19 protein-coding genes are annotated in these 25,446 nt (G+C 60.6%); 15 read left to right on the top strand and 4 right to left on the bottom strand.

The window, feature by feature from the left end:
- Window positions 1–3 precede the first annotated feature (3 nt).
- Window positions 4–1,644: an FAD-dependent oxidoreductase gene (locus tag C1722_RS01335; RefSeq protein ID WP_180994976.1), complete on the bottom strand. Its 1,641-nt coding sequence runs from the start codon at window positions 1,642–1,644 to the stop codon at window positions 4–6.
- A 176-nt stretch (window positions 1,645–1,820) separates the two neighbouring features.
- Window positions 1,821–3,023: a PucR family transcriptional regulator gene (locus tag C1722_RS01340; RefSeq protein ID WP_180994977.1), complete on the bottom strand. Its 1,203-nt coding sequence runs from the start codon at window positions 3,021–3,023 to the stop codon at window positions 1,821–1,823.
- A 203-nt stretch (window positions 3,024–3,226) separates the two neighbouring features.
- Between C1722_RS01340 and C1722_RS01345 the strand changes: the two genes are divergently transcribed.
- The 12 genes from C1722_RS01345 (at window position 3,227) to C1722_RS01400 (ending at window position 17,317) form a co-directional block, all read left to right on the top strand.
- Entirely contained in the window at window positions 3,227–4,273 is a 1,047-nt protein-coding gene (locus C1722_RS01345; protein ID WP_102377670.1) for a radical SAM protein, read from the top strand.
- 62 nt (window positions 4,274–4,335) lie between these two features.
- A complete protein-coding gene (locus C1722_RS01350) occupies window positions 4,336–5,715 on the top strand; it encodes a GTP-binding protein (protein WP_425319355.1) in 1,380 nt (459 codons plus the stop codon).
- Entirely contained in the window at window positions 5,606–7,492 is a 1,887-nt protein-coding gene (gene arsS / locus C1722_RS01355) for an arsenosugar biosynthesis radical SAM (seleno)protein ArsS (RefSeq protein WP_244902546.1), read from the top strand. The genes C1722_RS01350 and arsS overlap by 110 nt, the downstream gene beginning before the upstream one ends.
- A gap of 114 nt (window positions 7,493–7,606) precedes the next feature.
- Window positions 7,607–8,398, top strand: coding sequence for an ABC transporter permease (locus C1722_RS01360; RefSeq protein ID WP_180994978.1), 792 nt, complete (start codon window positions 7,607–7,609; stop codon window positions 8,396–8,398).
- The gene (locus C1722_RS01365) at window positions 8,398–9,165 is read left to right on the top strand and encodes an ABC transporter ATP-binding protein (RefSeq protein ID WP_102377673.1); all 768 of its coding nucleotides are present in this window, start codon (window positions 8,398–8,400) and stop codon (window positions 9,163–9,165) included. Before C1722_RS01360 ends, C1722_RS01365 begins: the two co-directional genes overlap by 1 nt.
- 72 nt (window positions 9,166–9,237) lie before the next feature.
- On the top strand, window positions 9,238–10,362 hold the full coding sequence (locus tag C1722_RS01370) for an ABC transporter substrate-binding protein (RefSeq protein WP_102377674.1): 1,125 nt from the start codon (window positions 9,238–9,240) through the stop codon (window positions 10,360–10,362).
- Window positions 10,363–10,443: 81 nt separating this feature from the next.
- A complete protein-coding gene (locus tag C1722_RS01375; RefSeq protein WP_180994979.1) occupies window positions 10,444–11,076 on the top strand; it encodes a DUF1847 domain-containing protein in 633 nt (210 codons plus the stop codon).
- Between the two features lie 566 nt (window positions 11,077–11,642).
- Window positions 11,643–13,172: an SLC13 family permease gene (locus tag C1722_RS01380; RefSeq protein ID WP_244902547.1), complete on the top strand. Its 1,530-nt coding sequence runs from the start codon at window positions 11,643–11,645 to the stop codon at window positions 13,170–13,172.
- A gap of 24 nt (window positions 13,173–13,196) precedes the next feature.
- A complete protein-coding gene (locus tag C1722_RS01385) occupies window positions 13,197–13,487 on the top strand; it encodes a hypothetical protein (RefSeq protein WP_102377677.1) in 291 nt (96 codons plus the stop codon).
- 51 nt (window positions 13,488–13,538) lie between these two features.
- On the top strand, window positions 13,539–14,981 hold the full coding sequence (locus C1722_RS01390) for an SLC13 family permease (RefSeq protein ID WP_102377678.1): 1,443 nt from the start codon (window positions 13,539–13,541) through the stop codon (window positions 14,979–14,981).
- A gap of 103 nt (window positions 14,982–15,084) precedes the next feature.
- Window positions 15,085–16,323 carry an amidohydrolase family protein gene (locus C1722_RS01395; protein WP_180994981.1) on the top strand — a complete coding sequence of 413 codons (1,239 nt, stop codon included), beginning with the start codon at window positions 15,085–15,087 and terminating at the stop codon, window positions 16,321–16,323.
- Between the two features lie 70 nt (window positions 16,324–16,393).
- The gene (locus tag C1722_RS01400; protein ID WP_102377680.1) at window positions 16,394–17,317 is read left to right on the top strand and encodes a LysR family transcriptional regulator; all 924 of its coding nucleotides are present in this window, start codon (window positions 16,394–16,396) and stop codon (window positions 17,315–17,317) included.
- 616 nt (window positions 17,318–17,933) lie between these two features.
- On the opposite strand, the gene C1722_RS01405 is transcribed toward C1722_RS01400, so the two are convergent.
- The gene (locus C1722_RS01405; RefSeq protein WP_102377681.1) at window positions 17,934–18,281 is read right to left on the bottom strand and encodes a 4Fe-4S dicluster domain-containing protein; all 348 of its coding nucleotides are present in this window, start codon (window positions 18,279–18,281) and stop codon (window positions 17,934–17,936) included.
- A gap of 2 nt (window positions 18,282–18,283) precedes the next feature.
- Window positions 18,284–20,644 (bottom strand): molybdopterin-dependent oxidoreductase, encoded by a 2,361-nt coding sequence (locus C1722_RS01410; protein ID WP_244386008.1) that lies wholly within the window; start codon window positions 20,642–20,644, stop codon window positions 18,284–18,286.
- A 663-nt stretch (window positions 20,645–21,307) separates the two neighbouring features.
- On the opposite strand from C1722_RS01410, the gene C1722_RS01415 reads away from it, so the two are divergent.
- The 3 genes from C1722_RS01415 (at window position 21,308) to C1722_RS17730 (ending at window position 24,681) form a co-directional block, all read left to right on the top strand.
- A complete protein-coding gene (locus tag C1722_RS01415) occupies window positions 21,308–23,959 on the top strand; it encodes a molybdopterin-dependent oxidoreductase (protein ID WP_244386007.1) in 2,652 nt (883 codons plus the stop codon).
- Between the two features lie 72 nt (window positions 23,960–24,031).
- Window positions 24,032–24,382 (top strand): oxidoreductase, encoded by a 351-nt coding sequence (locus C1722_RS01420; protein ID WP_102377683.1) that lies wholly within the window; start codon window positions 24,032–24,034, stop codon window positions 24,380–24,382.
- 101 nt (window positions 24,383–24,483) lie between these two features.
- A complete protein-coding gene (locus C1722_RS17730) occupies window positions 24,484–24,681 on the top strand; it encodes a zinc-ribbon domain-containing protein (protein ID WP_425226270.1) in 198 nt (65 codons plus the stop codon).
- Window positions 24,682–25,446 lie beyond the last annotated feature (765 nt).

Below are 25,446 nucleotides of genomic sequence, written 5' to 3' on the forward strand. Positions count from 1 at the left end.
ATCCTATCCCAGCATGCTCTTCGCAGCGTAGCGGCCGAAGGTGACGGCGCGTCCGCAGCTGGCGGCGCCGAGCCAGAGCGGGTAGTCGTTGCCGAAGAAGTTGCCCGATACGTTACCGGCGGCGTACAGTCCCTCGATCGGCTGCTCTTCGAGGTCGAGCACCTGCAGGTTCTGGTTCACGTGGAGGCCGCCTAAGATCGTGAGCACGCCCGGCACGCGTTTGATGGCGTAAAACGGCGCTTTCTCGATCTTCGAGATCTTGAGGTAATCGGGGTTCTTGCCGAAATCCTCGTCCTCGCCTTTGTCGACCAGCGCGTTGTAGCGCTCGACGGTCTTGAGGAAGTCGTCTTTCGGCACGCCCATCATATCGGCGAGCTCTTCGAGGGAATCGGCTTTCATGATGGCGCCGCGCTCGAGGGCGTCGTCCCATTCCGCCTGGTTGTCTCCCGAAACGGTCCAGCGCATGAAATCGCCGCCGAAATCGTTCCAGTGCTGGCTGCAATTGGCATCGGTGATCTGGAACCGGGTGCTTTCGGGTTGCAGGATGCACTGGTTGACGATGTAAGGGTAGTCGGTGTCTTCGTTCTGGAAACGCTGCCCCAGCTTGTTGACCGCAAGCCACGGGGTGCCGGAGAGCGGTGCGTCGCCTTCGGGCAACGGGCTCGGGTCGAAGTGGATCATCGGCGCATGGGCCGGCTTATCGATCGAGGCGCCTGCCCACATGGCCATCTTGTGCCCGCCGCCGGTATTGGAGGCGGGGAAGTAGGTGTTGGGGAGATCGACGCAGAACGGTGCGAACGCCTTGACCATCTCGGGGTCGTTGCCGTAGTCGCCCGTGGCGAGCAATACGCCCTTGCCTGCATTGAACTTGACGTATCCCTTGGGGTCTCCCTTGGTGCGGTTGCCGATGACGCCCGTCACGCGATCGCCTTCCTTGACGAGCTGTACGCCTTCGGTGTTGTAGTAAACCTGGGCGCCGCCTTCGACAGCCTTGTCGAGGATGGCTTCGAGCATGGCGGTCTGCTGGCCGACCCATGCGTGGGCGAACGGCGGCTCGCCCATCATGCCCGCGAACTCGACGGTGCCATCGGTCTCGGCCATAAGCCAGTCGACGGTTTCGCCGCTGTTGTCCATGAAAATCTTGAGCACGCGCTCATCGGCCTTGCCGCCGTTGAGCTTGGCGTAGTGCGCTTGCACTTCGGCCACGTCGTATTCGACGCCGATGGAAGCCTGGTACTTCGAGTTGATAGCTCCGGTACTCCAGCCATGGCTGATGAATACCGCCTCGTTTTGCAGGATGGCAACGCTGGCACCCTCCTGCACAGCCGTGAGCGCTGCGGTGATGCCTGCCGTGCCCGCCCCGACGATCACCACGTCTGCGTCGACCGTCTCGACGATGTCGGCGTCGGCGATGGGCGCGGGTGCGTTTTCGACCGTCCATGTTTTGACCAGCTCGCCGGCGGCATCAGTGGAGCCTGCTTGCGGCTGCTGGTCCGTGCCGGCTGGGGCGCTTTCACCCTGCGCTCCCGGGGCGCATCCGCCGAGCAGCCCCAGAGCGGCGAAGCTCGCCATACCGATGCCTGTACCCTGCAAGAAGCTGCGGCGCGAGATGGATGCACGCTGATTGGTATCCTTGTTTTCCATGATTCTTCCTCCCTTTTCCTCGGCCGAACCGTTCGGCCGGTGCATGGGAAGACCTTACGATGATCTCAATCCGAGAGCTAGTGGATCGAGCTCTGGTTTTATTTGTATGATCCTACAAAACAACTTCTTGAGCAGGAGATCCGGCAACCGGACGCCCCGATGCGAGCTGTTGGCGGCTAAGAGCTTTGCTGCTCGCTGTTCAACAGATCGTACAGCTTGACGATGATGAAGTAGTTTGCCCGCACGGCCTGTTCCGAGAAGTCGGAGTCGAGCAGTTCCGCAATCTTGTCCATGCGGTAGCGCAGCGTGTTCACGTGGATGAACAGAAGCTTCGAAACGTCGGTCCAGCGAAACGAATGGTCGAGCATGAGCCTGAGCGTGTTCATGAGCGGGGTGCCGTGCGCCGCTTCAAAGTCGATGACGGGTTTGAGAGCCTGTTCGCAGTGGCTTCTCAGCGCGTCGTGGTCGGTGTCGAGCAGAATGGCGAAGATGCCGAGCTGCGCGTAGCGGATGATGTCGTCCTCCTTGCCGAGCAGCCATCCGAGCTCGAGTGCTTCCTTCGCTTCCTTCAGACTCGTGCCGAGCTGGGCAAACGGATAGCTGCGACCGATGCCGATAGAGGTGACGATGCCGTTGTAGCGATCGTGAACCGCTTTGTGGTATGCGAGATCGTAGAAGTGGCGATGAGGCATCTTGCGGCCCTCGTCATCGACCGCGTAATCGCTCGGGAAGATATGAATGAACCCCTCGTCGATGCCGATGTCGATAACGTCGGAAGCGTGCTGTTCTCGCAGGTACTGTCGTACCGATTCGGAGGTTGACGCCCAATCGTAGCGCTGGTTGCCGCCTCCGATCCGCGTGATCGTGATGAAGTAGGAGCCGGTTTCGTCGATCTGCAGTTGGCGGGTCGCGAGGTAATCGGCCAGCCCTCGCGCGCCGTTCTCGAAAAGACGGGCCGAAGCATCGTCTTTCATGGCCCTGATCATGCGTTGCGATGAGAGGTAGCTTGCCAGATGGTAGGTGAGGGGAGCGCTCACTTCGTCGAGAATCGAGACGGTCTCTTCGACCGAGGCTTTCCTTACGGGAGCGAGCACGATGGACGCGGATGCGCGGCCGAGCGGAATGAAGTAGGTGAGGCGGCAGTGCGATGCGTCGAAGCGGTAGCGAGCCTCATCTGGCCCGGGATCGGCGATATCGGCCGGACTTCCAGTGGAGCCGTTCTCGATGACCGCGGCGGGGTAGAGCAATTCGCGGTCGGGACCGACGATGAGCGCGCTGCATCGGCAAGCCTGCTCAAGGTATGCTCCCGCGTAGCCGAATCCCTGCTCGGCCAAACGCTCCATAAAACGAAACGATGCATCGCGCGTTCCCTGCGGCATGGTGTCCTCCTCGTTTGTCAGGCATGCCATCGCATACGACCGTTTCATCAGGGTAGCAGAATCCGCTTCGCAGATGCCGTCCGAATGGATTTTGAAACTGATTGCTTGATTTAGTACTGGATAATGTCTTATAGTAGCAATATACAAATAAGATACATAGTCTTATCGAATTAAGGGATCGACAGACGAGGATCGGTGAGCGCATGGAGCTGGACAAGAGGGTAGTGGAGATCATTGCTAAGGCGTATGCGGGGGACGCGGCAACCGAAGAGGAATGCGTATACCTGCTCGGGTTCGGCGCGGCTTCGCCGGAGGCGTTTTCCGTTCGGGCGGCTGCGGCAAGCATCGTGCGCGCCCGCACCGACAACACGGCCGTCATCTTCGGGCAGATCGGCGTCGAGTGCTCGCCGTGTCCCGCCGATTGCGATTTCTGCTCGTTTGCGGCGAGCACGACCGGCTTTGCTCCCATGCGCCTCACCGACGAGGAGATCGTCGAGAAGGTCGACGGTTTCTGCAAGGACGGCGATCTGTACGGGCTGTGGCTCATGGCCATGCATGAGTACGATCTCGAGTACTACCTCCATGTGCTCCGGCTCGCCCGCGAGCACGCACCCGCCGAAACGAATATCTACACCAACGTGGGCGATACGAGCTACGAGGATTTCTGCAGGATGAAAGAGGCGGGAGCCTCGGGCGTCTACCACATCTGCCGCCTGGGCGAGGGCACCCATACCAAACTCGATCCCGAAGCGCGCTACGCTACGATGGAAAACGCACGTCGCGCGGGCCTGGCGATACTCGATGCCGTCGAGCCGATCGGTCCCGAGCACACGCCTGCCGAGCTTGTCGAGAAGATGTTTCTCACCAAGCGCTTCCAGTCCATCCAAACCGGATCGATGAAGCGCATCGCCGTGCCGGGAACTCCGTTCGCCGACAAGGGCGAAATCAACCACTTCGAGCTTTCGCAGATCGTCTCGGTGCAGTGCCTTGCCCTGCTCGACATGGACGAGCTTCCGTGGATCGGCATCCATGAGCCGTGCGAGGCGGGCTACCTTTCGGGGGCGAACCTCATCTCGGCCGAGACCGGCGTGAACCCCCGCGATACCGAAGCGGACACCTCGGCTAGCCGCGGCCTCGATATGGATGCGAGCCGTCGGGTGCTCTACGAGGCGGGCTTCACGCAGCTGTGCAAGGGCGACGGCGCAAAGGTACCGCTTACCATGGACTACATCGAAAGCTGCAATCGGTAGCGACGGGAAGGCGAGGGCGCTTGGCGCCAGATAGGAGACGAATAATGGCAAAAGCGAGATTCATGGTGGTGAGCGGATTTCTCGGCGCAGGAAAAACGACTTCGATGATCGCGTTTTCCAGAGCAATCAACGAAAAGTACGGAAAATCGGCCATCATCGCGAACGACCTCGGCGCGAAGAACCTCGTCGATGCCGATTACACGGCGACGACCGACCTGTCCATCACCGAGATCGCCGGCGATTGCATCTGCTACCAGACCGAGAACCTCGTCGACAAGCTCAATCGCCTGGCCGCAGGCGGTGCCGACGTCATCATGTCCGACATCCCCGGGTGCGGCATCGGCGCGCTCGACCATGTGTATCTCAAACTCAAAGATCAGTATCCGGGCGAATTCGACCTCATGCCCTTCACCTGCGTGGTCGATCCCGAGCGCTTGCGCATGATCCTGCCCGAGCGCGCGACCATCAACCTGCCCGAGGAGATGCGCTTTCTGCTCGACGCGCAGATGGCCGAAGCCGACCTCATCGTGCTCAACAAGATCGACATGCTGAGCGAAGAGGAGATTGCGGCCGACGTCGAGTTCATCAGGACCGCCTATCCTGACACTCCGATCATGGCCATGTCGGCGAAGACGGGCGAGGGCGCAGGCGCGGTCGTCGATTACCTCATGAGCCACGCTGCCGCAGCCGAGCATCGCGAGATAGGCTACGGTTCATCCGAATTCATCGCCGCCGAGGAGAAGATGTGCTGGTACAACCGCCGCTTTTTCGCCAAACGCACCGACAACGCGAACATCGATTTCAACGAAGTCGTCGACGATTTCATGGAGGCCATTCGCGACGGACTCATCGAGGCGAAGCGCAACGTGCCGCACCTGAAGCTGTTCGCTGCAGGCGAGGGGGAGGATTTCGTCAAGGCGTCGCTTGTGGGCGTCGACTACGACATCGATTACGAGCGAAAGCTCGAGCACGACTACACGGCCATGTCCATCGTTGTGAACGCGCGTGCGGTATGCGAATCGGAGACGATGGCCGCCATCGTCGACGAAGCCCTGGCGGCGATCGGGGAGAAGCACGGCCTCGCCTGCCATGTGCTGTTCACCGAGTGCTTCGGCATGATGGACGAAGGCCGTGGCAACGGCGGGCGTGCAAGCAGGGAGACGGGACGAATGGGGGGACTGGGCCGAGCGGGGAGGCAACGGACCCTGATCAGGTTGNTACTACGGGCGCGTGCTCGGGAGCTCGGACGACCTGAAGACCAACGCGTGCTGCTGCGCCACCGAGGCGCCGCCGAAGTACGTGCTCGATGTCATGGGGCTCATCGCCGACGAGATCGTCGAGCGGTTCTACGGGTGCGGATCGCCCATCCCGCCCGCCCTCGAGGGCGCGACCGTGCTCGACCTGGGCTGCGGCACCGGACGCGACGTGTTCGTCATCTCTAAGCTCGTCGGCGAGACGGGCCGGGTGATCGGCGTCGATATGACGCCCGAGCAGCTTGCCGTAGCCGAGCGCTACCGCGAAGAACAGGCAAGGCGGTTCGGGTTCGCGGAGTCGAACGTCGAGCTTGCGTGCGGCTACATCGAAGACCTCGCCTCGCTCGGCATCGCCGACGAGAGCATCGATGTGGTCGTGTCGAACTGCGTGATCAACCTGTCCCCGTTCAAGGATCTCGTGTTCTCCGAGATATACCGGGTGCTCAAGCCCGGCGGTGAACTGTACTTCTCCGATGTGTTTTCCGACCGCCGCATACCCGTTGCGCTGCGCGACGATCCCGTCCTGCGCGGAGAATGCTTGGGCGGCGCGCTCTATCTCGAAGACTTCCGGCGCATGATGGCGAGACACGGCTGGGAGAGCTACGCGTTCACGGCTGTGGACGACATCCATGTGGGTGATTTCGCGCTTGAGACCAAACTCGGCTTCATTGGTTTCACTTCGCGTACCGTGCGCGCTATCAAGGCGAGCGGCCTCGAGGACGGTGAAGAGGACTTCGGGCAGAGCGCAACCTACACGGGTGCGATACCCGAGGTGCCGCGCTACTTCGATTTTGACGTCGAGACGCGGTTCGTCAAAGGAAAACCACGTGCGATCAGTGGAAACACGGCGCGTATGCTTGAGCAGTCGCGCTACGGGGCGGCGTTTGAGATAACGCGGCCGGGCAGGCACCGCGGAAGGTTCGACGCAGCCCGAGCGCAGGAGGCGCTCGAGATACGCACTGGTGCGAAGAAGGTTGACCTTGCGCTGCTCGAGCGGGCGTGCGAGCGCTGCGGCATCATCCCGTTCGACGAGCGGGTGGGCGAGCCGACGCTGCTCGGAGCCCATGCGGCACCCTCGACCATGCAGGTCAATGTTTGCTATGCCTGCAACCTCGCTTGCCGGCACTGCTACCTCGAATGCGGCCCCTCGCGCGCCGAGCGTATGGGGCGATCGATCATGGAAGACTGCCTCGAGGCGTTTCGGACGGGCGGCTTTTCGGTGCTCGACATCACGGGGGGATCTCCCGAATACAACCCCGACTTCGAATGGTTTCTCCGCGAGGGGGCGAAGCTCGGCAGCACCATCGTCCGCACGAACGGCACGCTTCTGTGCGAGCCCGAGTACGAGCACCTCATGGAGGCATTCGCGGAAACGAGATCGCGCGTGGTCATATCGTTGCCGTTCTACAACGGCGACGGTGCCGACGCGCAGCGCGGGCGCGGCGTGTTCGCAAAAGCGGTAGCTTCTATCAGACGCCTCAACGAGCTCGGGTACGGGAGCGACGAGACGCTGCCGCTCGACATCGTGTACAACGTGGCCGGTCCGTTTCTGCCTCCGCCCCAAGAGCTCGTCGAGGAAGCGTACAAGCACGTGCTTGCCCAAGAACAGGGTATCGAGTTCGACAGCCTGCTCGCGTTCAACAACTACGCGCTCGGACGCTTCGCCGCCGACCTCATGGAGGCAGGTATGCTGGACGAGTACCTAAGGCTTCTGGCCGATAACTTCAACGCGCTTGCGGTGACGAGGATGATGTGCCTCGACCAGGTGAACGTCGATGTCGACGGCAGGCTTTACGACTGCGAGTGCAACCACGTGCTCGGGCTGCCTCTGATCATCGACGGCCGGGACGCCACCATAGCCGACATCACGGAGAAGCCCCTGGCATCGCGTACGGTCAGAACGAACCCCGTCTGCTACAGCTGTGCCGCCGGCTCCGGGTCGAGCTGCGGCGGGAGTCTGGTGTAGCCTTCGATGTCCATTCGAAGAAGTCCAGAAGACCGCCGGATCGCGCGTTCGCTCGCAACAGCCGACCATGAGACGGGCCGGGTCGCCGTCGGTTCCGCTCGACGGGCCGACCGGATGAAGATGCTTCTGTCGCTTATGATTGGGGTAGCGCTGGTGATCGGGATATGGTGGCTGTTCGCCGCGGTATTCAATACGACGGCTTCCTCCACCCTTGCCTTTCCCACGCCGCTCGATACCTTCGATCGTCTCGGATCCTATCTGTTCGAAGACAGATCGCTGTACGGGCACTCGCTCATCGAACATGTCCTCGCAAGCCTCAAGCGGCTGGTGATCGCCTTTTCCCTTGCGGCCATATTCGGCATCGTTTTGGGTTCGGTGCTGGGATACTTCACGCGTTTCTACGCGATCGGCATGGTGCCTGTCTCGGTGTTTCAGATGATTCCCGGCCTCGCATGGCTTCCCATTGCGATTCTTCTGTTCGGACTCGGCGACGAGTCGGCCGTCTTCATCATATTCGCCGTGTCTTCCATGGTGGTTACCGTGGGGGTTGCGGGAGGAATCCGCATGGTCCCGCAGGTTATGATCAGGGCAGCCAGGATGATGGGAGTCGGTGGGTTGCGCATATTCTTCACCGTGCTCATACCTCAGGCATCGGTGTCGATCATCAACGCGCTTCGCGTGGGCATGTCATCTGCGTGGCGTGTTCTGATCGCGGCCGAGATGGTGGTGGGTACGGGACTCGGGATCGGCTACTCCATCGAGCTCACCCGAGATCTGCTCGACTACACCGGCTCCTTCGCCTGCATCGTCGTGATCTGTCTCATCGGGCTTGCGGTCGACAGGCTCCTTCTCGCATCGATCGAGCGATCGGTCAGGCACCGACTCGGCATGGAGGAGGGCTACTGATGGCGTTGATCGAACTGAGGGCGGCGACGAAAGCCTACTATGCCGACCGTGCCAAGACCTCGGCGCGCATCGTGCTCGACGAGGTCGATCTCGCCATCGAGGAAGGTGAGTTCGTAAGCCTCGTCGGTCCGAGCGGCTGCGGAAAGACCGTGACGCTCAACCTGATCGCGGGATTCGAAACGCCGACGGCTGGGGAGGTGTGTTTCAAAGGCGAAACGATCGTTGCCCCGGGACCTGAGAGGGGCGTGGTGTTTCAAGAGTACAGCTTGCTTCCCTGGCTGACCGTGGCGGGAAACGTCGACTACGCGCTTGTTTCGAGCGGTCTGCCCAAAGAGCGGCGTCTGACTGCGCGAAACGAAGCGCTTGCGGCTGTGGGTCTTGCCGAATACGCCGAACACCGTCCCAATCTCCTTTCGGGTGGAATGAAGCAGCGCGTCGCCATAGCCCGCCTGCTCGCCATGGATTCCGAGGTGTTCCTCATGGATGAGCCATTCTCGGCACTCGATGAGCAGACGCGTATCGCACTCGATCAGAGTCTGGTCGAGCTGTGGAAGGAAAAGAGGAAGACGGTGGTGTTCGTGACCCATAGCATCAGCGAAGCCGTGCTCCTCTCGACGCGCGTTGTGCTGTATTCGGACACACCGGGACGCATTATCGGGGAGTGGAAGATTCCCGAGGGTTTGGACCGCTCGGCCGGTTGTGCTGAAGCCGAAGCTCTGCGCAGGGAGATAGTCGAAGCGCTCCCCGTGACGACCTGTGGATTCTAACCATCGGGCACGTGTCCGGTCGGATGGTGGATGGAATAGAAACAATACGGAAGGGAAAGAGGGAAGAAAGACATGAAGAAAAAGAGACTGTGGTTGGCGCTTGTGTTCGCCACCGTATGTGCACTGGGATTGCTGGCGGGATGCGCTCAGGACACGGGGTCCTCCGATAAGGCGGCTGAACCAGGCTCGCAGGAGCCTGCCGAGCAAAGCTTTGAGCCTCTATCGCTCGTGTATTTGAACAAGGCGGGCTACGAGACCGTCATCGTTGCCGACAAGGCCGGTTTCTTCGAGGAGGCGGCCCCCGATATCGAACTGCTCACGGTAAGTGGATCGGGGCAGCAGGCCGTTGAAGCGCTGTTGGCGGGTTCTGCCGATATCGCCGCCACCGGTCAAGGACCCGTCGCCGATGCGCTCGGCCAGTATGGCGATGACATTGTCGTATTGGGAGGCACGAACTGCAATACCGACTCACAGGTATGGGTTGCAGGTCCCAATCTGACCGGAGATAAGGCCATCGTCGCCTACGATAAGTCCAAGGACAATAAAGACGAGGTCAAGGCTTCCTTCGAGGCAGCCGCGGCCGCTCTCGGAGAGCCCATCAGACTCGGTGTCCAACAGGGTGCGACAACCGAGTCGGCCGTCAAATCCTGGCTCGGTGCCATGGGTGTCGCGTTCAACGATTATGCAACCGAGGGCGATGGTGTGGTTTCCTTGGTAGATGTCAAAGCGAATACGCTGCCGACCGTGCTTTCGACCGGAACCGACATCGATATGATGGCCGCGAGTCAGCCCTATCCAAGCACGGCGCTTGCGAGCATCGACGGATCCTATCGTATAGGATCGAACGCCGATACGAACTCCTATGACGTTGCCTGTTATATCACCACCAAGCAGGTCTACGATGCCAAGGAAGACTCGATCAAGGAGTTCATGAAGGCGCTTTCGAAGACGACGGACTACATGTCCGATGCCGCCAACCAGGAAGAGTGCATCACGTGGTGTTCCGACAGCATGGGTGCCGATGAGAAAACGGTTCGCGCTGCATTCGAGCTTGCAGATTGGGACACCGCATACACCGACACGATGGTGGAGTCGATATTCAAAGCTGCAAGCAAAAAAGGCTACGAGGATGTGACCAAGGAAAGCATCCTTGCGGCGAATCCGCTTTCCGAATGGTTGAAGACCGACTTGAAGTAGTACGATATACCGCACGGAGATGCTGCCGGCTTTCGGGTCGGCGGCATTCGTTTCGTGGAAAGGGTGCAGATGGAAGACCAGATGGGTATACAGAAAACCTGCGTAGACTGCGCGGTCTGCGGATGTGCGGACGGATCGGAATCCTATCCGGCTTTCTGTGCGACCCGGGTTCTGTCGGACGACGTCCGCGATGAGGTAAACGAACTCTATCGTTCGGGAATCGCCGGTGAGGTAATGGGTGCGGCAGCCGTCGCATCTTCTAGGGCTTTCTCCGAGGTGCTGTGCCGTGTCGAGGAGACGCTTCTGTTCGCTTCGCAAACAGGCTCGCAGAAGTTGGGCGTTGCGGTGTGTTCGGGTTTGATGCGTGAGGGGCGCATGTTCGCCCGTATCGCCCGTCATCAGGGCTTCGAAGTCCACGGAATCGCCTGCAAGGTGGGTGCCGTGAAGCGAAGCAAGTTCGATGTCGTCGAGAGTTGCTGCGACTACGGTACCGTTTCGTGCAACCCCTTGCTGCAGGCTCGTCTGCTCAACGAGGCCGAGACCGATCTCAACGTGGTCATCGGTTTGTGTGTCGGCCATGATTCTCTGTTCTATCGAGCTTCCGATGCCCTCTGTACGACACTCGTGGTCAAGGATCGCGCCTTGGCCAACAACCCGGCCGCCGCCCTCGCCGCCGCCGACTCCGTTTCTCCTTATAGCCGCATGCTGAAATAGAGGTGGACCCGTCGAGGTGGTGGCGATCGTGTCTTCAGTTGGCTTGGCGCTGTGCGAACCACGAGGTTTATGCGACGAGTTCCCGAATCTGACGGTACGATCGTTCGCACAGGGCCGTTATGCGGGATATGCGTACTCCTTGATGCACTTCATACTATCATCGTCTAGGTCGTGCCTTTTGGGCCTCGCGGTTTGTCCTAGATGGGTCGCACGGCGGCGGTTGGCGGACATCATGCGAACTCCCGTCTGCGGACCGCGTACAGCTACGTGTTTTCGCGCCTTTCGGAATGCAGCCGAGAGGCGTTCCTTTTTTGCCGTGCGCCATACGGTATTCCGACGTGATCGCTAACTTTCCTTTTTGGAATAGCCCATGTCTTTTGTGATACGCCATCGTATCCCGAGCGCCCATACAATGCTCGCAGCGGTAACGAACGAAAGCCGAGAAGTTCGGCCGAGCACCGATGCGGACGTTCCGCGCAGCGCGCAGCTTGGGGTAGGGCGCTGTTCGGGTGCTCCCGATGTACGCGATACAACCGGTATTGAGCTATGGGGGTGGTTTGGTGTCTATGCTTGTGCACGAAGCCGATCAGACGAAATCTGCTGCAACGCCGATCGACGGCCTTTCCTTGCCGAAGGAGAGCGACGGGGCGGCGGCTTCGACGGGTCATCTGCAACCGAAAGGGGCGTTTCCCCTCAAGCGCGTTATCGGCGCTGCGCTTGCGGTGGCGTTCATCGTCGCTTCGTATTGCATACCGGGATCGGAAAGCCTTTCCCGCGAGGGCATTATGGCCATCGGTGTACTGCTGGCGTCGGTTGCCATGTGGTTCTGCGGCACGATGCCGCAGGGCGTTGTCGGTCTGGTGGGCGTTGTGCTGCTCGTCTTTCTCGGCGTCGTCCCCTCGCTGACCGAAGCGCTTTCCGGATTCACTTCGGCAACCACCTGGTTCATTTTGTGCGTGTTCTGTATGACGGCGATCATGCAGAAGAGTACCCTGGGCCTCAGGCTCACGCGTGCGCTGATCGGGTGGGCGGGTGCCAATTCTCGCAAGCTCGTGTTCGCCTTCATGCTGGGAACCGCCGTCGCCTCGTTCTTCATGACCGATACCGGAGCGGTGGTTTTGGGCATGAGCATGGCCCTGCCGTTGCTGAAGGCCGTCGATGCGAAGCCGGGGGCTTCGAATTTGGGCAAGTGCCTCATGCTGGGCGTTGCGTTTGCCGGCGTGCTCGGCGGATTCGCATTGCCGTGCGGGCATTCGCTCAACATCCTCGGCATCGGGATCATGGAATCGACCGTGGGCGAAACGGTGAGCTTCCTCGGATGGATGCTTGTGGGCATTCCCATTTTCGCCGTAATGCTTCCCTTGACTTGGTGGATCCTGACACGGGTGTTTCCGCCGGAGAGCATCGCCGACAAGCGCGACGTCATCGAGGCGAACACCGCTTCGTGCGGCGCGTGGAGCGCCAAGGACAAGAAGTCCATCTGCATCGTCATCCTGTTGCCGGTTCTGTGGATCGCGGGCAACTGGATCGGTGCTCTGAACACCACCATCGTCGCCATGGTGGGCGTGGCGCTGCTGTTTTTACCCGGCATGGATCTCATGTCGTGGCGCGAATTTCAGGACATCGCGGGATGGAACGTGTTTCTGTTCTTCGGTACCGTCATGTGCCTCGGCAACGCCGTATCGTCGACGGGCGGCACCGACTTCATTGCCACCTTGTTCCTGAACAGCGGGGTTCTGGACATCCATCCGTTCCTTGTGCTGCTCGTCGTGGGGTACGTGATGTACCTCATCCATACGTTCTGCCCGGTGGCGCCTGCGCTTTGCCTGTTGTTCTTGCCGCCGCTTTTGCTGTGGGCCCAGACGGTCGGGGTTCCGACGGTCATCCCGGTGTTCGTGGTCGCGTCCATTACTGCGGGCAGCTTCCTCGTGCCGCTGAATCCGACCATCGTGATCACCTACGACCAGGGCTATTACCGGTTCGGCGAAGTTGCCAAGGGCGGTTGGCTTTCCGCGGCTATCTTCGTGTTCGTAACGGTGTGCTGGTCGTTTTTCGTATGCGACGTCATGGGGCTGGTGCAGGCGATTCCGCTGTAGGCACAAGATCGAAAGGAGCTGTTGATGGAACAGAGCATTGCAACGTATGTCATCGGGCTTGCCGTGGTTATCGTTCTCGGCGTCAGCTATCTGCGCTTCAAGCGGCACGAGGGCGAAGACGAGCAGGAGCCGTCTGTGAGCATCAAGCAGACCATGGCCGAGGCGCGGGAGTATTTCGGCATGTCGCCACAAGGCGAAGACGATCGCTTCGCGCGAGCGTTGGACCTGACGCCGGTGAGGATGCTTTCGGGCATGTTCGCCTCGGCGGATAAGAAGAGGTCGGTTCGGCACGAGAAGAAGGGAAGAAGTGATTGAGAAAAGTGCTTCATCGATACTGTCGTTCATTGAGATTGAGGGGTGTGAAATATGAGTAAGGAAGCGGTTGCGCCGACGAGCGCAGCGAAGAAGGGTTTGACCAAGCGGCTCATCGGTTTCGTGCTTGGCGTCGTCGTGCTGATCGTTTCGATGATGATCCCCGGAAGCGAGGAGCTTTCCCATGAAGCCGTTATGTCGCTCGGCATCCTGTTGTTTGCCGTAGTGTTCTGGATATTCGATACGTTGCCGGTGGGCGTTACCGGCCTTTTGGGAGCCATTCTGCTTTCGGTGTTCGGAGTTGTTCCCGATTTCGCGACGGCGTGGAGCGGGTTTACCGCAACGACCGTGTGGTTCATTTTCGGCGTGTTCGTTATGACCGCCATCATGATCAAGACGACGCTCGGACGCCGCTTGGTGCGCGGACTCGTGGCGAAAGCCGGCACGAAATCGAAGTCCGTCGTCTTGGCCTACATGATAGCGACGGCCATCGTGTCGATGTTCATGACCGATACCGGCGCGGTAGCCGTGGGTATGGCGTTGGCCTTGCCGTTCCTCAACGCCATCAACGCGAAGGAAAAGAAGAAGAACCTCGGGCGCTGCTTGGCGATAGGCATTGCGTTTGCAGCCATTATCGGCGGTTTCATCACGCCGTTCGGCCATTCGCTCAACATCCTGTGCGCCGGATTGCTTACCTCCGCGTATGGCGTTACGATCGGGTTCTTCGAATGGGTCGTCCCTGGCCTCATCATCGCGCTCATCATGATACCCGTGCTGTGGGTCATCCTGTGCAAAGTCTTCCCGCCCGAGGATCTGACCGTCGAAGAGGCGGCACTCGTCGCCGACAAGGACGACGCGCCCATGACCGCGCTCGACAAGAAATCGCTCGTGTACATGATCGTGCTCATCGCCGGGTTCATCGCGGGCAACTGGGTTCCCATCCTCTCGAACGTGAACGTCATCATGGTCATGCTGGCGGTGGCGTTCGTTCCCGGCATCGATATCCTCAACTGGAAGGAATTCCAGGATGCCGAGGGATGGGGTGTTATCCTCATGGTCGGCGGCGTTATGTGCATGGCCAACGCAGCCGCTTCCACCGGTGCCGCAGCTTACATGGTCAACCTGTTCTTGAACAGCGGAATCATGGGAATCAACACGCTGCTCGCCCTTATCATCATCATGGCGGTCGCCTACCTGGTCCATACGGTCGTGCCTGCGGCACCCGCGCTCTGCGCCCTGTTCGTGCCGCCGGTTATGGGCTTCTGCGTTGCCTCCGGCATCTCCCCGGCCATCTTCGCCATGCTCATGGCATCGGTTACCGCGGGCAGCTTCCTGCTTCCGCTGAGCCCGCCCATGATGGTGTCGTACAGTGAGGGCTACTACACCACCGCCGAGCTGACGAAAGCCGGTTGGTTGAGTTCCATCGTCTACGTGCTCGTCGAAGTGCTCGTACTGTACTTCATCGGCGGCTTGCTGCTTCCGATCGTGCCGGCGTAACGGCGACGAGCGTTTCGCTTCCGTAGGTTTTGCGAAGGCTGCGGTCTGGTTCTCAGCCAGGCTGCAGCCTTTTCGGTTAGTATGATCGATGAAGGAGGTTGGTATGCTGGCATTCGTGGGAGCGAACCTCATCGACGGTACGGGCGCTGCCCCCGTTGTCGATGCTACCGTTTTGATTCAGGGAAAGGCCATCGTGGCGGTCGGATGCGGCATCGAGGTGCCCGAAGACGCGACGGTCGTAAACCTGCGCGGTAAAACGCTGCTCCCCGGTTTCATCGATGCCCATGTGCACCTCGGGGGATCGGATGCGCTTGACGACCGCATGGGCAACCGCGGGCGGCATGCTACGGGGGATTACGCGTACAACGTGAACCAACTGCTCTCGTGGGGCGTGACGGCCGTCCGCTCCGGCGGAGATTGGACGCCCGATATCCTCTCGTTTCGTGACGAGGCGGAGGCGGGGCTGGTTCGCGCTCCGCACATCGTCGCGTCGGGTCGGTTCGTACAGGCTTGCGGAGGCCACCCGCTCAGCACGGTGTACGGCGACGATGCCCTCGTCATGCAGAACGCCTGCGTGCTCATTCACAAGGAAGATGGGGCGGGTCGCATCGAAGCAGCGGTTCGGCGCGCCGTTGGCGAAGGCGTCGATGTCGTCAAGGTGTTTTGCGGAGACGACAACAAGCTCTTGTACCCCGAAGACACGACGGTGCCCACGATGACCGACGAGCAGCTTCGCCTTGTGGTCCGGTTCGCCCATGAATCGGGCAAGCGAGTTATGGCCCACATCGACGATCTGGACGACATGGACAGGGCGCTCGATGCGGGGGTCGATGCGATCGAACACGTCTGCAACGTGTGCACCGACCCCGATCAGGAGATCGGCGACGGACTCTTAGCCAAGCTCGTGAGCCGGGGCGCATACGTGACGCCCACCATCGTGGCCACCGCCGAGCACGAGGAGCACGGTTTCACGAACGGAGCGCCGCCCGTCGCGCCGGCTGCGCGCAGAGCCGTGGCGAAGATGGTGCGGTCGGGCGTTCGGATAGGCGTGGGTACCGACGCCGGCATACCGTTCGTCGCGTACGGCCGCTCGCTCCATCGTGAGATGCGCGAGCTCGTTCAGTGCGGCATGACGCCTTTGCAGGTGCTCGCAGCCTGCACGGGCGGCAACGCGGAATTGCTGCAACGCGAGGATTCTTTCGGCACCGTTGCGGTAGGCAAGGCGGCCGATCTGGTCGTATTGGGCAGCGATCCTCTCGAGAGCATCGAAAACACGCGCGATGTCGCCCTGGTGCTGCGCGATGGCAGCATCGTCGTCGACAAGGGGCTTCTGAGCGCATAGCGAAAACTATATAATGTAAGCAGGCACATGATGCGAACGCAGGGCGGCACGTACGGCTTAGGGGGCTCCTATGAACATCGACCATCTACGAGAATTCATCTATCTTGCCGAAACGCTGAGCTTCAGCGCCACGGCGAAGCGGTTCTACGTCAGTCAATCGGTTCTCAGCAAGCACGTAGCCTCGATGGAGGATGAAATCGGTGCCAAGCTCTTCGTGCGAGACAGCCATCACGTTCGCCTTACGAAGAGCGGGGATGCTTTCCTGGAAGAGGCTTGCACCATCGTGGGGAGCTACGAGCGCGCTCTGGCCCGCATCACGGCGATCAACCAATCGTACGAATCGGTGGTGCGCGTGGGATATCTGCGCAATGCTGCACGCCCGTTTCTCGCCATGTTCCTGAAATGGATGAACAGGGAACAGCCTGGCGTGAGGGTGTCTCTGTCGTGCATGGAGTACGGAGAGCTGTATTCTGCGCTGGCCATGCGCAAGATCGATTTGGCGCTCGCCATCGATCTGGACGTCGATATGAAGGCGCGCTGCAACTCGCAGTTCATCTACGAGGATTGCTTCGATGCGATCGTCAGCTACGATCACCCGCTCGCGTCCTTCCAGAACGAGGGAATCGATGCCGCCCAGCTCGAAGGGCAGCAGCTGCTTCTGCCCGACCCCTCCGCCTATCCCGGCTTGAGCAACTTCGTCGAGGCGCTTCTGCCGCCGAGCGGCTCGTCGCCGACGCGCCAGTACTACAGCGATGTGGATACGATGTACCTTGACGTGGAGATGGGGAAATGCGTGGCGTTCTCGTCCGAGCACAACATTCCCGTTTTCGGCGACAAGGCGTGTTTTCTGCGCATCAACGATCGGCCTTCATGCTACAGCGTGAACGCCCTGTGGCTCAAGGAGACCAGCGAAGAGGTGGTCGCACCGTGCTTGGAGGCCCTCGAGTACTGTCGCAATCGGCTTGCATCCCGATCTCAGGGAACCTGCTCGTGAGAGAGGCTGTTCCGTTTGCCTCTCAATGCGATGCGCCCCGATTTCCTATCCGCACGGATGGGTGAATCGGGGCGCATGAACGCGGTTGGCCTGGATGAGGCCGATCGGCCCCTTATTTTTCCAGAGCGCTCGGGGCTCCGGGTACACCCGGTGCTTTCGGTGCGCTTGGCGCTCCGGGGGATCCAGGGGCTTTCGGAGCACCGGGAGCGCTTGGGGCACCGGGCGCTCCCGGGATGCCTGCGGCGGGCAGCTCTGCTCCGCATTGCGCGCACGAGGCGTCAAGGGGCCCGCACGTCGCCCCGCACGAGGGGCATTTTCTATCCGATTCGATCGCTGCTGGTCTGAAGCACATGGCCAATCTCCTGTCTCTCGGGGTTTGATACGGGGTTTTCGGGGGCGATCGACCGACCCGGGGGGAGCGGGAGGACGGTTCCGCACTGGGAGCATGAGAGGGCTTGGGCACCGTTCTCGTATCCGCACAGCGGACAGGTGCCGGGTTTGAGCGGCGGCTGTGTTTCGCCGGTGCATTTCCCGCATCCAATGCATGTCTGGCACATAGCAATCCTTCCCGTAGTCGTTCGGTTGCGCTGCCGCCTTGTGGGCGGCAGCGCGTTTTTTAGCCTTTGAGGCAGTACAGAACCTGCTTGGGCTTGGCTGCCAGATCCTTGGCGAGCTCTTCGACTTCGCCGAATTTCAAAACGTGCGCCTGGCAGTGCTTCACGCAGGTCGGTTCGGCACCGCCCTCGGCCATGCGCTTGGCGCACAGGTCGCACAGGTCGGTGAACACGGGCATGTTGATGTCGGTCCAGGCATCTTCGCCGATCTGGTAGATGCCCTCTTCGTGGATCTTGACTCCGCAGTGACCTTCGGGGAAGTCGGCGTGCGTGGTCTCGACGGCGCACGCCATTTCGCATGAATGGCACCCCGAGCACCATTCGTAGTCAACGAGGATTCCCTGTGGCATAGCTACTCACCAACCTTCTCATCGAAGCCGAGTGGATTTGCGAGCGTGTTGTGATCATCCTGTTCGCATTTGTACACGCGGCAGAGTACCGTCTTGTAGTTCGAACCGAATCCGGAGCGGCCGGGATCGTAGGCGAGCAGCTGGTTGATGTTGTAATCGTACATGCCGCTGAAGCCGCCGTCTTCCCATCCGGCCTGTTCGGGCATCCACCAGCCGTGATCCGTCGAACAATAGCGCGGATCGAGGGCCTCGGTCAGCTGCACGCGGCGTTTCGCTCGTCCGCGATGGTTCTCGACCCAGACCCAGTCACCTTCGGCAACGCCGTACCGGGCGGCCGCTTCGGGGTGCATCTGCAAGATGGGATCGGGTCGCAGGGCGCGCAGGCGCGGTACCTGCCGGTGCTCCGAATGGAACAGCGACCAGGTGCGCGCTCCCGTGGTCAGGATGAGCGGATACTCCTCGTACATCTCAGGATCGGCAATGGGGCCGGGGGAGGGCTCGTCGAAGCTCGGCACGCACTCGATGCCGATCTGGTTGAAGTAGGAGGACCACAGCTCGATGCGCCCGGTTGCCGTCTGGAATCCCGGTTGGCCGTCGGCGCGCAGAAGGCCCTTCTCGTACTTCTTGTATTCGAAGTCGAGGTAGGTCGGAGCGGCTTCGCGCAGTTCCTCGAACGTCATGTCCATGCCCTCGAGGATATGGGAGAACATCTCCTCTTCGGTATCCCACGGGTAGAACTCGGGGCAGATGCGCTTGCCGATTTCGAGGTTGATGACCATGTCGGATTTCGCTTCGCCCACCTGGATGGCCTTGTTGATCGTCTCGCCGCGCTGTACGCCGTCGCCGATGCGGATGCCGTTGCGTTCGGCGAAGGTGCAAGCGGGTAGAAACACGTCGGCGAGGGCCTGCACCGTCGGGGTCATGTACAGATCGACCGAGACGATGAACTCGAGCTTCTTGAGCGCGTTGTAGGTGCGGCGCGTGTCGGGCGAGGAGTTGATGAGCGGGTTGGTGGTCTGCAGCCAACCCGCTTTCAGCGGGTAGTCGTTGCCCAGCTCGTCCTTGCCGGTCTCAAGGCACTCGATCGTCACGTCGGTCGAAGCGTTTTTGAAGCCGTAGCGGTACAGCGGGTACTTGTGGATGCCGAGGCGTTTCTCCTTCTGCTCGTCGGATAGGTTCTCGCCTCCCCAGCCGGCGTAGTAGGGAAGAATCGACGGGGGAGCGATCATGCCGCCGGGCACATCGACGTTGCCGGTGATCTGGAAGATGGCCGAAAGCGCTTGGCAGGCGGGCACGGCTTCCCTGCTCATGTCCACTGAGACCCCCCACTGCATGATCATGCCGTCGGCGTTCGCGATCATGCGCGCCGCTTCGACGATCTTCTCGGGGGCAACCCAGCAGATTTCGGCTGTTTTCTCGGCGGTGTAGGGTTCGCAGGCTTCTTTCAGCTGGTCGAAGCCGTAGCACCAGCAATCGACGAACTCCTTGTCGTAGATCTCCTCTTCGATCATGACATGCAGGATGCCCATCGCGAGTGCAGCGTCGGTTCCGGGACGCAGCGGCAGGAATATTTCGGCCTTCGTACCGAGCCAGGTCATCTTCGGGTCGATCGAAATGATCTTCGACCCGCGTTTCATGCAGTCGACGACCCAGTGGCCGTAAAGACCGTCGGAATTCGATACGATGGGGTTGTTTCCCCAGAGGATGATGCACTCGGGAATCTTCCAGCGCGGATCGTCGTAGCGCTTGGTGAACTGCTGCGAGTAATCGCCCACCCAAAACGAGCCCGACGTGCACATGGACGAGGCGATGCGCGGTACGAAGCATGCGCATCCGGAAAGGGCGAACACGACGTTGGGGCTTCCGAACGACCAGGCGAGGTGGCTGATCCACGGGGCGATATCGCGGCCCGTGCCCTTGAAGAACAGCACCGACTGGGCGCCGAACTCTTCCTTGTACGCCAGAAACTTCTCGGCGATCAAATCGTAGGCTTCGTCCCAGGTGATGCGCTCCCAAGCGTCTTTACCGCGATCCTCGGGCTTGCGCTTCATGGGGTAGACCACGCGGTTTTCGTTGTAGGCGGACTCCATCAGATCGAGGCACCGTACGCACAGGCGTCCCTCGTTGAAGGGGTTGTCCGGATCGCCCTCGACCTTGACGAGCTTGCCGTCCTTGTCGGTGTACATGAGAAGACCGCAGCCGAGATGGCAGCCGGGCCCCGACCAAGCGCTCCCGCGCGTTACCGTGTACTCGCCCTCCTGGTAGCGCCAAGGCTTATCGTGCTCGACGTATTCGTACCTGTCCGGGCGGCCGATTTTCTCCCCTGTATGTCTCTCATGGGAGACGTCTTTGAGATCAGCCAACTCTCTCTCCTTTCTCGTCCTGCCTTGCGTAAGCGAGCACGGCGATGTGGCGTCGTGCTCGTGCGGGGCGCTATCCCGTCTCGAATGAACCATCGGGATGGGATAGCGCCCAGGCTCTTGCTGCTAAGTGTAGAAAGGAAACGGGGTGGTTCGCGTTTCGTTAAATGAAAGGAGTATTCCAAAAAGGAAAGTGATTATTCGAAGCGTGGTGATCTGAGGCAAGAGATGCATTTCCCAAAGCTATGGAGTGCTTCGAGGCGGATTGCCGAGTGCTGTCTGCGCCCACAGCATTGGTTAGACCTCTGCTTGCGTTTTGCTGGCGGGGTCTATCTGTTGGTTGGGCAGGAGTGCTTTTCGATGCAGGTGCCCGTGAAGGCGACGGCGCGACTGGGGCTTGCGGTGACGTGCGATTGCCCGAAAAGCACCTTGTCCGATATTCCACGGGCAATGCTCCAAAATATCCCTCTCATTTTTGGAGGATGCTCAGCCAAAGATTTTTTGCGTTCTTTATAGAATGGCAAGTATCTGCTTCCTGGCTATCTCGCGAAGACGTGGCGGTTGGTCGGAAAGGGAAGACGAGTGAAGAGGACGGGCAGTCGCGAGTGCCGCACGGGGCGGCGTCCACGTCTGTTCGCATCAGCGACAACGAGAGGAGATCGGATCATGAGTGACGAAATGAATGATCGCGAGGCGTTTGAAGAGGCTGCGTTTGCCCGATCGAACACCTTGGTTCAAATCACCGAGGCCGATGACCAGATAGGCGATTCCGTGCGCGAGCGGGGCATTGCATACGGCGTCGACTACAACAACCACTACAACTTCGACAAGTACCCCTTCAAGGCCCGTTACAAAGAAGGCGACCTCGATGCCACCCGCACCGTCATGTGGTCGGGCCCTGGCTGCCATCAGAGCTGCGGCATCATCTTCTACACCGACAAGGATGGTCGCCTGGTGAAGACCGAAGGCGACCCCAACAACCCCTACACGGCGGGCCGCCTGTGCATGCGCTGTCTCGAACTGCCCCAGATGGTCAACAACCCCCGTCGTCTGACCCATCCCGTGAAGCGCGTCGGCGAGCGCGGCGAGGGCAAATGGGAGCGCATCAGCTGGGACGAAGCGTACGACATGATCATTGAGAATGTCCATCGCATCCAGCGCGACTACGGTCCGGAAAGCATCGTATCCATGATCGGCACCGGCCGCAACGTCTCCCAGGCCATCGCCCACAATCAGTACGCCAACTTCGGCGGCGCCGACCTCACGCTGTGCTTCCTGTCCGGCGACTCCTGCATGCTGCCCCGCACGGCGCTGTGCTACGTCATCATGGGCAATCAGTGGGTTTCCGACTTTTCCCAGTTCCGATCCAAGCGCTACGAGCTGGATCCCGAATACGAAATCCCCGAAGTGGCCGTCATCTGGGGTACCAATCCGATGATCAACAATTCCGACGCTTTCCAGGGTCACTGGATCATCGAGGCCATGAAACGCGGCACGAAGGTCATCACCATAGATCCGCAGCTCACCTGGATCGGCGCTCGTTCCGAAAAATGGCTGCGCGTGCGTCCCGGCACCGACGCCGCCTTGGCGCTCGGCTTCATGAACGTCATCATCAACGAGGATCTGTACGACCACGAGTTCGTTGAGAAGTGGACGTACGGCTTCGAGGCCTTGGCTGAGCGCGTGCAGGAGTACCCGCCTTCGAAGGTTGCCGAGATCACCTGGATCCCCGAAGAGGAGATCGTGGCCGCCGCCCGCATGTACGCCGCCGCGAAGCCCGCGACCATCCATTGGGGCCTTGCCGTCGACATGTCGAAGAACGGCGTCATCACCGCCCATGCCCTCGCATGCTTGGTGGGTATCACCGGCAACATCGACGTCCCCGGCGGTAACGTCCTCATCGACCAAGCCGCAAGCCTCGAGTTCGGCTACAACTCCGGTATTTGGGAGCTTGAGGGCACGAACATGGTGGAGAACCGCCTTGGCGTGAAGCGCTACCCGTTGAAGCAGTACGGCTTCACCGCCTCCTCGCAGGCTGATTCTATCTTGCAGGCCGTTGAGACCGAGCAGCCCCATCCCGTGAAGATGCTCTGGATCGAATCCGCCAACCCGATCGCCAACATGGGCCAAGACGCCCCACGCCTGTATCGCGCCCTGAAGACCCTCGATTTCGTCGTGGTCGAGGACCTCTTCATCACGCCGACCGCCGTTGCGTTCGCCGACCTGGTTCTCCCCTGTGCGATGAGCCCCGAACGCGACTGCCTGCGCGTGTGGTTCGACCCGTTGCGCACCCTCACCAAGGCCTGCTCCGACTACGGCGAGTGCAAGTCCGATGAAACCATTATGATCGAGCTCGGTCACAGGATCCATCCCGAGGCCTGGCCGGAGCACGTGGTGGACGACCGCTCCTACATGAACTGGCGTCTCGAGCGCGACGGTGTCGTGGACGAGGACGGCTCGCCGATGACCATGGAGACGGTAGAAGAGAAGTACCATGGCATGTGGTACCACCATTACAACTACCGCAAATACGAAAAGGGCATGCTGCGCCCTGACGGGCAGGTCGGCTTCATGACCCCCACGGGCCGCTATGAACTGTACTGCACGTTGTTCGCCTCTTTCGGCGACGATCCGCTGCCGTACTACCAAGAGCCCCCGACGAGCCCCGTGTCCACGCCCGAGCTCGCCGAGAAGTACCCGCTGATCCTCACCACCGGCAAGCGCTCGTACGAGTTCTTCCACTCCGAGTGGCGTCAGCCCGAAACCATCAGCCGCCAGATACATCCCGATCCGATGTTCGACATCCATCCCGACACTGCGGCCGAGTACGGCATCGCCGACGGCGAATGGGTGTGGATCGAGAACCAGATGGGCAAGATGCGCCAGCGTGCCCGCTTGAACCCGTCTCTGGACCCCCGCGTCGTCTCCACCGAGCACGGATGGTGGTTTCCCGAACAGGAGCCTGCGGAACCCAGTCTCTTCGGCGTGTTCGACTGCAACCCCAACAACCTCATCCCGCAGTGCGAGAACGGCTCCAACGGCTATGGCGCTCCCATCAAGTGCGGCATGTGCACCGTCTACAAGTGCACACCCGAGAACAGCAAGCCGGAAGACCAGCCCAGCTATCAGGTGTGCACCACCGGCTACACTCATGGCCAGACGCATACTACCGACAAGCCCAGCTTCTATGACGGCTGGACTCCCGACTACGAACCCGAAGGCTTCTTCGACATCGACGAGTATTGGAAGACCCACGAGCGCATGGCTCCCAATCCTATCGATCTCGACGACCCCGCAGCCCACAAGTACCGCTACTAGGAATTGCGACGATGCTCGATCCGGTTCCAGCCGCTGGGCTGGAACCGGGCGAGGAAGAAAGGTGGAGATTACATGTCTGACATCAAGGGCGAATACGGTCTGTTCATAGACTATGAGTACTGCTCTGGCTGCAATGCCTGTCTGACGGCCTGCAAGATGGAGCATAACATGCCCGAAAGCGACTTCGGCATCCGCATCTTCCAGGATGGACCGTGCCAGTCCAGCGACGGTTCTTGGCACTACGACTACCTGCCCATGCCCACCGACCTATGCGACCTGTGTGCCGATCGCGTGGCAGCGGGCAAACTGCCGACCTGCGTACACCACTGCCAGAACGCGGCAATGGTGTACGGCAAGGTGGAGGACCTGGCCGCTCGGGCCAAGGCCGCCCAGAAGGACAAGATCGTCATCTACGTGCGATAAGCCCTTCTTTGAATCATTCGGTCAAAGGCCTGACTGCTTTGGGTGCAGTTGGGCCTTTTTGACGTGGACTACCGAGAGAGCAGAAAGGGAGACGGCTGCCTATGGGACGTTGTCACTATTGTATAAACTGCGGTCTGTGCAGGGGAGAGAAACCAAAGGCCATCCTGGTGCCTGTATGCATTCGTTGCGGGCACAAGAACCCTCTCGGGTCGAAAACATGCGAGTCGTGCGGCGAGTCGTTGGAGCTTCAGCCCGGAGTCACTAACACGGCGAATTCGGGCGGCTTCAGCACGCGATAGACGCCTTCGTGCCGCGCAAATCCATGGATACGCCGCTAAGGTAGCGCTTGGCGCATTCGCGTATCCGGGCGCTGCCCCTCGCGCCGAAACGGCCGACGGGCTTCGGAAGGCCGAACTCGTGCCGCGTCGTCGTCGAGCGCTTCGTGTACCCGTCCGCGAAGCGCCGCCCGAACCCCCTGAATGCTCCTTTCCGAGCAATCCTGCCTCCGACCCGAAGAACCCCCATGGCGGTCCGATTCATTGATTGTCCAACAGTGGGGCTCTTCGCGCTATCGGGGTTCGATTCATTTTGAACCAGGCCCCTTTCATTGCCCGCAGCATGCGGCAGAGCCATCGAGGTCGACCTGCAGATCCATCGAAATTGATCTGCATCCTATTGATCCAATGACCCTTCGCTTCCTTGATGTGCCTGCAAACAATGGTTGCTCTGGCGCTATGGCATGGTCTTCCTGTGGCCGAAACGAAAGAAAGCGTCGGGTCTCAGCTCCATGCGGGCTTTGGGCAGCATCGCCTTGCCCGGACGAGGGGTCGTAAAAATGAAGGAACCGGTTCCGGATGGGCTCCGGAACCGGTTCCTGTCAGCATGGCTCTGCTTCGGTTCGTTTGGGTTCGGTGATGCGGCTCTCAGGCCTCTTCCATCCTGTCTCGCCCCGACCCTTGAGCGAGTGTGCCGGGCGGGGCTCGACGCGCTAGGCCTGAGGCTTACCCGGAGCTGCAGGGGCACCGGGAGCCGCAGGGGCGCCGGGAGCCGCAGGGGCGCCGGGA

Origin of the sequence: Raoultibacter timonensis (assembly GCF_900240215.1) — a bacterium.
GTDB classification, from domain to species: domain Bacteria; phylum Actinomycetota; class Coriobacteriia; order Coriobacteriales; family Eggerthellaceae; genus Raoultibacter; species Raoultibacter timonensis.